We start from the raw sequence: 11,733 nt of genomic DNA on the forward strand, positions 1-11,733 counted from the left end.
CCCCATTAAAGCAAATTAGCAACTAAGGACTCAATTTTATTATTAATAACTTGAACATCATAATTTTCTGCAGGGAAAATCTTTCTAGAAGCTTGATTTTCAGTAGCTTTATTCCTAACAATATAATTTGCTGCTGCTGCTTTATCTTTAAAAATATAATCACTTGGATAAATTGTTTCAGAGCCTCTCCAATGTAAAACAACTGGGATACTACCAGTTGCCATACCTTCCATAGGGGCAAGATGAAAGCTTTCAAAGTCACTGGTTGATAATACATATCCAATTTTACGGAACCATTCAACCATATCATTCCCATGTTTTTCAAAAATAACATTTTTACCCCACGGTGCTTGCTTTATTCTATCAAATAAATTATCGAAATACCGCATTTCTTCAGGACGATTTTTCAACCAGGGCAGATCGCTGGGAAGTTTGCTTTTCACGTAAAGTTTGTAACGTTTATCAATACTCCAAAGAGTTTCTAAAATATCCACTGCCTTATCCAATCTCTTAGAGGAAGGGAGTACTCCGCAAACACCTAAATTATAATTGAGTTCTTTAAGATTCTCTTTCGGTTGATTAAATGCTTTTGTGTCAATCATGTTAAAAATCATAGTCATCTTGCTTCTTGGAATCTTACAAACTCTTGAGAATTCTTCAAAGATATATGGTGAGATTGCAATAAAACGATCAATATTTTCAAAATTAAATTGACTAGGATAATCTGTGTCTATCTCTTGTCGATGCATTCTAACAACTAGTTTCTGACCTTCTCTTTTATTTTGAGAGTACCAAACAGCATTGCCTAATCCCCACTCACAAAAAACAATATCTGCCCAATCTCTTAATTTTTTAGATTTATTAAGGTCATGATTATTATGACCCTTCCACTGATCAATTTCCACATCGTAAGAGGAATGATTTTCGAAGTGAGCTATTGTATGCTTTAAAAATTTCAAGTCATGACCAGCAAATACGATTTTGGTTTTCCCCTTATAAAAGCTCCAAATCAGAGGTTTTAATACTTCATACACTTCTTTAAAAGTATATTTTTCACATGCTTCATAAACTGCTTTTGCACTCTTTTTATAAAGTTTGCGATTATATAAGAGCTCCATTGTTGCTTCAACAAAATCTCCTAGGGTGTCCACAAACATTGGATAATCTTTCCCCAATACCTCTTCATGAAGCTTTGTTCTTCTAAGTAGAATTGGCTTCCCCATTCTCCCATATTCCAGTAATTTAGTAGACAACTCAACACTTTGATCATTATCGATCAAGCTGCTTCTCCATGCAATCCCTATATCGGATTGATCGAGTAAATCTTGAACCTCACTCCTTGAGATTGCCCCTCTCCAGTTGACCCCATTTTCGTTTTCCAGTCTGGTTATAATTTCATCTCTTCTGTCTCTAAGAGCACCTTGAAATTTGTCTCCAGCTATATTTAAACTAATGGTAGAATCTAACTTTCTGATTTCCAAGAATGCATCAAGGATTTCTTCTGTATACCAATCTTCGGCAAATTTACCTGCATAAATTAATGAATTATTTTCATTTTTAAAAGACGGGTTACCTTTATAATTAGGAATCATAGGCGAAAGGAGTTTAAATTTCTCACCATTGACATTCAGTATGGATTTTAAAGTTTCTTTCATACTGTTCGTTTGAACAAACATATACGGATATACGTCATAGAAACCTCTTAATTGGGAAATTTCCGATCTAATAATAGACTCTTGATCATGATTAAAATCCGTCACATAAGGAATAATTTTTTGAGTAAGGCTGCTTTGAGCAAGTTCATTGACAATGTTTTTCCCTCTTACAACTATTAAATCGTAATGGTTGGTGGAATCCATTTCTTCAATAACTTCTCTTGCTTCTAATACATTCATTCTCTTTCGACTTTCAAATGTTCTATGAGAGAATACTTTAAACGTCTCAATCACATTAACTGTAGATAGCCCCTCTAGAGATTGTATAAGTTGAGTTTTAACAATAGGAGCCTTAAGTATGACATCTACCTTTATATTTACATCTGAACTAAATACATTTGCCAAAGATGTCAGCCAAACTGCCGAACCATCCATTATGTTCAAGTCTACATCACCATATATAAGAACCTTTAATTTCCTCATGCTAACCACCTAAATTTCTATAGTATTCTCAATTTTTTCAGTTGAATTTGAAGAAGGATTTTTTACAAAGTTGAACTTATCAGAACTGAAAAGCCTATACCCCTGCTTAAAGTACGAATACAAAGAGATATTGTTTTGAAAATCTGAAATAACTTTCACTAGTTCTACTCCTTTAAAGACTCGTCTATGAAGTAAAGAGTTATGGATATTCAAGTCACTGACATACACATACTCTGCGCCCTGCCCTACTTCATGAATTTCGCCTTCATCACCAACAAAATGATTTGCTTTCCCTATGATTTCAGCTTGACTATATTCTGTTGCAATCAATAAATCTAGCAAATAATTTTCCCCATAAAAATGATTAGGTGAGAAATATGAGACATAGTCTGAATCAACAAGGTGCTCGATTCGGTCATAATGATCCATGTACGAGAGAACATAAGCAGTGACGTTAACATTATTAAATTGATTTAAGATATCAATATATCCATCGAACAAATCCAATAGCAAGATGAGTTTCTTATTTTCATAAGATTGTTTTCTGAACAGATTAATCACTTGATATGCTTCTTCCTTGGAGCGCACAACTGAAATAACTGCAACAGTCTTCTCTTCCTCTTCCAAATCAAATCCAAATTTTTCTAACATATAAGTAAGCCTATGTTTGTAGGTATGATTTAAGTGCACTTCCCTAATTCCTTCCATTGATTTGCTTCTATAGAAGGTTTCGTCATTAAACACTGATTTCAAATGTTGCCTTAATGTCTCTTCATCTTCTGATATCATGACAATATCTTTAAAGATTCTTTTAATACCTTCTGAATAACTGCTTAATATAGGGGTCCCGCTGGCTAACCCCTCGAATACTCTCCTTGAAAACATGGTTGGTGAATTTTTGACACTATTGACATTTAACATTACCTTGTAGCCTTTATTAGCCTTCGCTATTTCATCATATTTCAAGCTCCCTTTAATACTTTGTTGAAACCTTTCAGGAAAACTAAAATCTCCTTCTTTTTTTTGATTTAAGGTATAGTTTCGATCATAGATGTCCAAACCGAATTCAGCAGCAATATCCAGCACTTTCTCCATGTCTCTCTTTCTATCTTCATGTCTGTTTGCATAATAAGAACCAGCAAAGCAAATCTTATCTATTCTATTCTCCTTTAATTGAATAGGGTTATGCAGTTTAGGCTCTGCTGAGAAAGGTAAAGCATACACTGTAGGTCTCCCAAGAACCTTTACGTATTCACTTATCATATTTTGATCAGTTGTAAATACATGATCAAAAAGTTGTGCTGAATGAATGAATTTTTCAAAGTGAATCGGGTCCTCCTTGTTCCAAAATGCAGTTGGAATCCCCCTTTTTTTACACCATTCAACTAGCGCAATAAGTTCGCTTTGGTCTTGATTATTATACTTTCCAATCATATACTCCCATGAACCAAAATTACCTTTCCATGCAGATTCAACGATGAGTACATCCGGCGGAGTTTGTGTCAATACCTCTTTCCAATTATCTTTTGTAAAGGGAATGAGCTTCACTTGTTCTTTAAAACAAGTCATGCTGAATTCATCAAAAATACATGCAACCTTATATTCTTTAAGAGGTTTTGAAACATGGCGAGGAGTATGATGTTGGAATAAGTCCATTCTCGAAAAAGATGAGGCATCAAAATCTAGGTTTCTAGTAATTCTCATTCTTTCAACAACAATAAAACCTTCTCCTGAAATTTTTAAAGCGATTCTCAGATTCCTCGAGTTTTTTGAGGTGATAAATCTTTTCAATTGATTAGGTCTCACTACTTCAGTACCTAGTTTCTTACTTTCATCATATTCAATCGCTATTAAATAAACACTGATATCTCCATATGTCTTGACCCTAAAATCAACACTGATTCTTTCCTCTGGATATATCCGTATTTCTTGTTGAGGGAGTATCTTAAAACTATTATTCTTCTCTTTGAATGAAAGATAAGTCTTCTCTTTTTTATTTGTTGCAATGATAAATTTTTCACCTTGATTAAACGTTTCAACAGAAGTATCATTAGCAGTAAACCAGAGACTCGCATTAACTAGCTCATCCCCCTCAATAACTTCTGGCTTCAGCTCTCTTATTAACTGTGTTTCGAAGCTTTCCAGCTCCTTCTGTAGTTCTAATAATTTCATTTCCTTTTATACCCCTCTTCTCAACCGTTTACGTAAATTCCAATACTTTAACGTCAATTTACCTAATGTTGAATTCTGCATAGCAGAGAGTTTTCGTTCGGTAACTTCTAATTGCTTTTCTACCCTGCGTAACCTAGAGAGTAACTGATCTTTTTCTTTACCATTAAAAACATCTATTTTGTCATGAGACAACGCTTCATTGTTTATCTCTTTCATGGCAGCTATATATCGAAGCATCCTTTTCTTCAAAATAACTAACTCTCTTTCTAATTCTACACTTTTTGCTCTGTAGTCAATTTCATTTTTCAAACAGACTCTCCTCCTAATGATTCGTAGATGCGCGTGAAGTTTTCCTTTTCGTTTTCCCAGTTGTACTGATTGCTAGCTTCAGAAGCATTTTTACTAAATTCAGCAGTTTTCTCAGGGTGCTCAATCATATAATTTACTGCTTTAGCAATTTCCTCATGATCATGAGAATCAATACAAATTCCTACGTTGTTACCTTCAACTACTTTCTTTATCTCTGGAAAATTACAAGCAACTACTGGTACTCCGCTCATTAGATACTCAAATAATTTATTTGAAGAAGCTGAATAATGATTAAAACAGACATTATTAAGAACTTGAAAACCTAAATATGCATTCTTTGTATATTTAGGGAGGTCTGCTAAAGGAACCTTTGGAAGGAACTTAACTTTATGAGAAAGATCCATTTCTTCAGTCAATTGAATAAGTTCATTTTTAATACGCCCATCTCCAATAAAAACCAAAATTCCTTCTGTAAAATATGGAGCAGCTTTCACTAAATTTTCTAAACCTCTGCCGGTTTGAATTCCTCCTTGATACAACAATATTTTTTCTTTTGCTGAAATTCCTAAAATTTTGTGTAAATTAACTTGATCTAATGATTTATTTTGAACAAACGGGTAGTTGTGAACTACCTTAGGGTAAAATCCATAAAGATTTTTATTATATTCTGCTCTTGTATGATTTTCTACAATCATTTGATCAACAAATCTTAAAAGAAAACTTTCCATCACTCCGTAGAATTTACTATCATATCCTGTACGACTAGTTTGAACTTCATGTGAATCATAGATTAGTTTTTTCTTATTTAGTCTAAACTTAGAGCATATAACTCCTTGCAGTAATGTATTCAAATCATTAGAATGATAAAAATCATATTTATTATTAAAACCCTTCAATATCATTCTGCATAAAATGCTTCCTCGAATAATTAAAGTTTTTATTTTCGTTTTTAATAAAAGTATTAAGAAAATTGTAACTATACTCGTGTATAACGGCTGGTAATATACGCTCAAAATCCAAATTAAAAAAATAAAAAATAAAAGATATTTTTTACTTTTCAACAATTTAATTATGGTCTGAAATAATACTAACCATTGTGGGAATCTCTTCACTCGATAAACATGAAACCCGTCATTCATTTCTTCATATCTCTTTAAATCTTTCATTGACGGATCATGGATACAAATTAAGTCTACAGTGTATCCTTTTTCTGACAATGCTGTGCATTCTCTCATTACTCTAGCATCATTTGTAAAGTGGTTCCAAACATACATACATATATTTTTTTTCATGACTAATTAACCTTTTTTATTATTTTTTTTATTAATTCATCTAATATCAGTATATTATTATCCCACAAAAAGTTTTTTTCAATAAACGTACCGCAATTACGTTTCATTGATTCAACTAGTTTAGGATTGTTATATAAATGAAGAATATGAGAAACCATTTCATTACTAGTTTTCGTACTTGCGATTAATCCAACTTCTTCTCGCTCAATTAACTCTTTTGAATAGCCTGAGACCGATGCAACTACAGGTAACTTACAACTTAAATAGTCTATAATACGCCCTGGGAGCACTGTCTCAAAGATAACCGAGTGATTAAGAGTTGCTATACCAACATCACATTGTGCCATTATTTCCAGGCATTCTTTTCTTGACACTGGTATAATGAATTCAACATGTTGAAAATTTTTTTCAGCTATAGATTTCTCAAGCTTTTGTTTATTAACCCCATAACCGATTATTATCACTTTAATATCATGGTCTTTAAGTTTCTCTATAATATTCTCAAAGACGTTTATATCTTGGGCTAACCCCAAATTACCAGCAAAAACAACCGTAAATTGTTCTGTTGTTTTCTTATCATTGTTAGGTAACTCTTCTTTTCTTGCTGAATTTGGAATGAATGTTATTTTCTCTTTTTGATCCATCAAATGATTTTGGAATCCTTTGCTATTTATTACGATGTGATCAGATTTTTTATAAATATATTTTTCAACTCTTTTGAAAAACCAAATAATTAAGGAATGTTTAAAGACACCCACACCCTTTAATGAGTCTGGCCACAAATCCCTTATATCTAAAATCATTTTTGACTTATACTTGTGTTTTGCAATTACTCCCGAAAATGCGACAAATATTGGTGGGGTTGTAACATAAATTAGATCATATTTATTTTTATCTCTAAAAATAAATATGATCATTCTCGACATGATTTCTAGATAATAAATAAGTCTATTTATAAAACTAAATGCATATTTCTTATTTTTCACTGCAACTCTTATAATTCTCTTATCTTCACTATTTAATTCTTCCTCATCCCAAAACTTATCATTATGATAGAAGTCCTTTTCAGGATAACTTGGGTAAGTTGTTAAAACTCTAACATCATATCCTTTTCTCTGGAGCATTAAATATATATTTTTAAGCCTATTACCAGCACTACCAATTTCAGGGTAGAAGTTTTGAGTGATAAGCAAAATTTTTTTGGACAAAATGATCCCCTTCACTTTCAATTGACGACAATTTTAGAAACAGATTCATATTTTAACAAATTCTCTATTATACAAACAATTATAGGTTTTCACATGTGTAAAAACAACAATTTTTTCAATACTTAAGCCTAAAATTCTATCCAATTGCAAATAAAAACTGATAAAAATAATTCTTTTTTCTCGTAAACTTTGAATACAATTAAAAAAGAAATGGGTTCAAGGTTGGTGTTTCGCTCAAAGAAAAAAGCATAAATCAGTCAAAATACACAAAAAACGTGTATAAAGTGATTTATGCCTTCAATATCATATTTAATAATTAAAAACAGTCTCCACAACTCGCTTTGACGACTCTCCGCTCTCTAAGTAACAGAATTTCTCATAAAACGGCGCAAATGATTCTGGTAGTTTAAAGGTCGGCTGTTCTGTTTCTCTGACCCAGTCAATAACACTTGCTGTTTCTTTAACAAGTGGTCCAGGTGCTTCTTGTTCAAAGTCGAAGTAGAAGCCTCTGAGTTTGTCACGATAGGTTTCAATGTCTGGCACATAGAACAGCATCGGACGTTTGAGGTTTGCATAATCAAAGAACACAGATGAGTAATCTGTAATGAGCAGATCAGAAATCATATAAAGGTCTCTAATGTCTTCGTAATGAGAGAAGTCATAGGCAAAGCCTTCATATGGTCCTAAATCAAAGTTTTCAGCAACTAGATAGTGCATACGCAGAATGATGATATATTCATCTCCGATTGCAGCTCTCAGCTCATGCAGATCAAGGTCTAAATCAAATTTGTACTGTCCTTTTTTATAAAATTGATCATCTCTCCATGTCGGTGCGTATAAGATCAATTTTTTATCGAGCGGCAGGTTCATTTTTTGTTTCAGTGCTCTCATTGTTTCTTCATTGTTTTGATTATGAAGAAAGTCATTTCTCGGATATCCTGACTCAATCATGGTCTTTTGAAATTGGAACGCACGTGTAAAGATTTCAGTCGAGTAGGCATTAGGAGAGATAAGATAATCCCAATTTGATGCTTCTTTCGTGAAATTCTTTTTGTATTTCTTCGTGTTTGTTCCAGGCATATGCACCTCGTCCATGTCCATTGCCAGTCGTTTTAACGGCGTACCATGCCAAGTCTGCAAGTATGTTGTGTGATCTGGCTTTGGAACCCATAGCGGCAGACGGCTGTTTACGACCCAATACTCGGCTCTTGCCATCGCAAAAATCCATTTCAATGACAGACGATTGATATAATAGATGCCTTTTTCCTTAAACGGTGCTTCATGACCCTTTTTAACGCTCCAGATCAGCGTATATTCAGGGTGATTTTCTTTCATATACTCATAAATACCACGCGGATTACAGCTGAATTGTTTTCCGTTAAAGCTTTCAAAAACAACGGTTTTCTTTTTCACAGACAGCTTACTCGCCAGTTTAAAGGTCGTTTTAAACGTTCTTGTCACAAGGCGGTTACGGACTTTTTTGATTTTACTGATCTTCTTTTTGAATTTCTTCCACTTGCTTTTGACGTAATATTTGGCACGTGTTTTCATGGTGTAATCATTAATACGGATGCCAAGCGTTTGTCTTTTTTTCTTTCGGTACACTTCATATCGAATTGGTACATCGTTTCGTTTATGAATTTGAACAAGTCCTTTGAGTTTGTTCGAACGGTCTCCAAGCACTAAAGAAGTGGTTGTTAATGTTTCCTCTACTCCGTTCACATCACAGATAAATTCAAGATAGAAGCGATATACAAGGCGTCTGTTCAAGGAATAGGTCAATTCCTCTAAAGGAACTTCTGCTAAAAATTGATAAAGCTGTGGTACATGTTGATCATCACGGTATTCGATCACTTCATCTTTTATATGGGTGATATTGACCGGAAATCGATGTTCAATTGGTTCTTCACCATTTTTCTTCAATAGAAGTTTTACTTCTTTGATCTCATATGGATGTTCTGCACTTAGAACACCTGCATACCCGGATAAAGATAACATACATCCTTTGTTGAGCTCGATATGATTGAATTTCACAACCTTTAGCTCACGCTTAATTTTCAAAGAAGCATTCCCTTTGTCTGTGCGGTATGGAATGATATACAGCATGGCGTCTTTATTTTCTAAAAAAGTCAGCTCAGGCTTTTCTATTTCCATTTTTAAACGGCGTTTATAGTTTGACGTTTTCTCTTCAGATTCAATATCTGTATTGAGATCTGCTTCTTTTACTTCTTCTTCCTCTTCTTCGGTATCAGAATCATAAGCTGAGTCCTCAAGTTCGTCCTCATCCTCTTCTTTGTTTGTGCTTATATAGTCCGTGACATACAAGTTATATGTTTGGCCTTGTTCTAACGCAAGCGGCAGCGATGATTCACTCAATACCAATTTGAATAGATTCTCTTCTTGATGAACAAGCGGAAGGAAAAGTTCTTGTTTTGATACTCTCTCCCTCATAAACAAATAAAATTCTCTATCTGTTAATGGCATGTCATCATGGATGCGAATCAGCATTTCTAGTTTCTCATGGTGATTTTTTAACCCTTCAACGACACTCTTCTTCTTATGAATTCCCTCTTCAATCATTAATCGTTAATCTCCTCTGTTTCAGAAATCTTATTGTTTAGTGTATCGCTACTTCACTTTCCAAGAGTAGTTTCCTTGTTTCGTTTGATACGACCATCCATCTAGCGATGAAGGTTTGTTGGTGAGCAGCTCTTCATCTACTTCTAGGCGATGCAGGACTTCTTGCCTATCTTCTGTCTTAAACCGGATGTAAAAATCCACAAATTTCGTTTGGTTGATTTCAATGTTTTTCTTTGTTTGAAAATGGCCAATTGGGAAGCTGACTAAAAGGTTTTCATCGATTGTTTGAGAAATGATTTCAGCTCCATTCACTCGATCATATCCTGCAAAATCGATTTGCACATGATTCGCATGACTCATTTCATCTTTTAACTCAAGCTGAAGATGAAGAACGTGGTTCTCAGAGCTCAGATCACGCAAGATCCATTTTGTACAATCCACAATCCTTCTTAGTTCATCTTTACGCTCACGATTTTCGAGCATATGATGAAGTGCTGTATTCCAAACCGACATTTTATCAGAAGGTATCATATAAAAATAGGCTTGTTCTCCTAAAATCTTCTCGACATCTTCTTTATGCTTAGTATCCCCAAAGAACACGGCATCCACTTGCTGTTTTCTTATTTGTTTAAATAATTCTTCATATTGGGGTTTCAGCTGATGCTGCTCTTCCTCATAATGTGAGTCATGCACAAATGCAGCATAATAAGTTGTTTCAGGCTGCTCAATTTTAAACAAGTGGCGGTCTTGATCCCGGTCTTCTGTAATCATCAATTTCAAACGGTCATTTTGTGATTGAATGCTGGATAGCCATAATTGTTTAATATCCGTCTTCTTTGTAAATGTTTGAATTCCTGTTTTTTTATACCAATTAATATGCCGAACTGGATTCTTTTTTACATCTCCATGGTAGATGAACTCCATATAAATACTGCCATCGTCATTGATCAATTCCTCCAAGTATAGTGCACCTGTATGGGGAACAAAACTTTGTACTCTGCATAAAACGCCCTGCCAATTATATTCTTCCCTTTTCACCAATTGCCGCTCTTCATTATACTGTTCAATATAACAAATGGGAGAAGAAGACCGTTCATATCTCGTCACCTGAATCTTGGATTCTTCTGCTGGAATTACGGCTTCATTGATCGAATGCGATGATTCACCGACAATAAATTCCGAGTAACGTCTTTTACTTCCGCTTTCCGGTAGAATATAGTGTTCATACACATTCAAGATCTCAACCTCAGGAGAAAAAATTTCTTCCATGCGGTGAATACGTTCCTTCATATTTACATCATAATTCAAAGTTAAAATTGCAGTACGTTTATGTGGATCAACTAATGGTTCTATTCTTGCCTTTAAAGACTTCGTTAAGCTCTCATCCTGTTTTGGTACATCGCCCATAATAAAGTAGTAGTCCATATCAGGCATGTCCACTGAGGCCATTGTTTCATGTTGTTCAGGTTGATCAAATGTGTCTTCAACTTTTTTCTTCATCCAATTTTGAAACAAAGGAAGCTCTCCTTCATAATATTGTTGACTTACTCATTGTATTTTACATGAAAAAGTACTTCTTACCAAAAGATAAGAAGTACTTTTTTGATCTATTAAAGTCCAGCAATTTCTTCTTTAATTTGGGTTGTCGAGATGCCTTCGGTTCTCTTCAAGTAAACGACTTCGCAATGTTCTTTTAAGAAATCGAACTTGCCTTCCCAGTCATCTCCCATCACAAACACATCAATATCATGCTCTTGCACATCATGGACTTTTTGATCCCAGCTGTTTTCTGGAATAACTTCGTCTACATAACGAATGGTTTCAAGAATCAGCTTTCTATGCTCGTAACTGTGATAAGCTTTTTTTGATTTTTGTAAATTAAACTCGTCTGTAGAGATGGCCACCACTAAGTAATCTCCAAGCTGCTTTGCACGTTCTAGCAGCTTAATGTGCCCCCAGTGTAATAAATCAAATGTACCGTAAGTAATAACTTTCTTCATTGCAAACATAAACTCCTTTCTTTCATCCTTATTC

8 protein-coding genes are annotated in these 11,733 nt (G+C 34.2%); all 8 read right to left on the bottom strand.

The window, feature by feature from the left end; all coding sequences use genetic code 11:
- Window positions 1-5: 5 nt before the first annotated feature.
- Window positions 6-2,138 carry a glycosyltransferase gene (locus tag QR42_RS16200; RefSeq protein ID WP_039181879.1) on the bottom strand — a complete coding sequence of 711 codons (2,133 nt, stop codon included), beginning with the start codon at window positions 2,136-2,138 and terminating at the stop codon, window positions 6-8.
- Between the two features lie 9 nt (window positions 2,139-2,147).
- A complete protein-coding gene (locus QR42_RS16205) occupies window positions 2,148-4,310 on the bottom strand; it encodes a CgeB family protein (protein ID WP_039181882.1) in 2,163 nt (720 codons plus the stop codon).
- Between the two features lie 6 nt (window positions 4,311-4,316).
- Entirely contained in the window at window positions 4,317-4,619 is a 303-nt protein-coding gene (locus QR42_RS16210; RefSeq protein WP_039181884.1) for a hypothetical protein, read from the bottom strand.
- Entirely contained in the window at window positions 4,616-5,911 is a 1,296-nt protein-coding gene (locus QR42_RS16215; protein ID WP_039181887.1) for a glycosyltransferase, read from the bottom strand. Before QR42_RS16215 ends, QR42_RS16210 begins: the two co-directional genes overlap by 4 nt.
- 2 nt (window positions 5,912-5,913) lie before the next feature.
- Entirely contained in the window at window positions 5,914-7,119 is a 1,206-nt protein-coding gene (locus QR42_RS16220; RefSeq protein ID WP_039181890.1) for a glycosyltransferase family 4 protein, read from the bottom strand.
- Between the two features lie 309 nt (window positions 7,120-7,428).
- A complete protein-coding gene (locus tag QR42_RS16225; protein ID WP_039181893.1) occupies window positions 7,429-9,699 on the bottom strand; it encodes a CDP-glycerol glycerophosphotransferase family protein in 2,271 nt (756 codons plus the stop codon).
- 48 nt (window positions 9,700-9,747) lie between these two features.
- On the bottom strand, window positions 9,748-11,214 hold the full coding sequence (locus QR42_RS16230; RefSeq protein ID WP_039181896.1) for an alpha-glucosyltransferase N-terminal domain-containing protein: 1,467 nt from the start codon (window positions 11,212-11,214) through the stop codon (window positions 9,748-9,750).
- A 95-nt stretch (window positions 11,215-11,309) separates the two neighbouring features.
- Window positions 11,310-11,699 (bottom strand): glycerol-3-phosphate cytidylyltransferase, encoded by a 390-nt coding sequence (gene tagD, locus QR42_RS16235; protein ID WP_034281137.1) that lies wholly within the window; start codon window positions 11,697-11,699, stop codon window positions 11,310-11,312.
- Window positions 11,700-11,733 lie beyond the last annotated feature (34 nt).

The sequence above is a fragment of the Bacillus sp. WP8 genome (genome assembly GCF_000800825.1).
GTDB classification, from domain to species: Bacteria; Bacillota; Bacilli; order Bacillales; family Bacillaceae; genus Bacillus; species Bacillus safensis.

Bases quoted from the DNA above. Each gene is read 5' to 3' on its own strand.
- QR42_RS16200 (WP_039181879.1), bottom strand. From the start codon at position 2,138: ATGAGGAAATTAAAGGTTCTTATATATGGTGATGTAGACTTGAACATA.
- QR42_RS16205 (WP_039181882.1), bottom strand. From the start codon at position 4,310: ATGAAATTATTAGAACTACAGAAGGAGCTGGAAAGCTTCGAAACACAG.
- tagD (WP_034281137.1), bottom strand. From the start codon at position 11,699: ATGAAGAAAGTTATTACTTACGGTACATTTGATTTATTACACTGGGGG.
- QR42_RS16215 (WP_039181887.1), bottom strand. From the start codon at position 5,911: ATGAAAAAAAATATATGTATGTATGTTTGGAACCACTTTACAAATGAT.
- QR42_RS16225 (WP_039181893.1), bottom strand. From the start codon at position 9,699: ATGATTGAAGAGGGAATTCATAAGAAGAAGAGTGTCGTTGAAGGGTTA.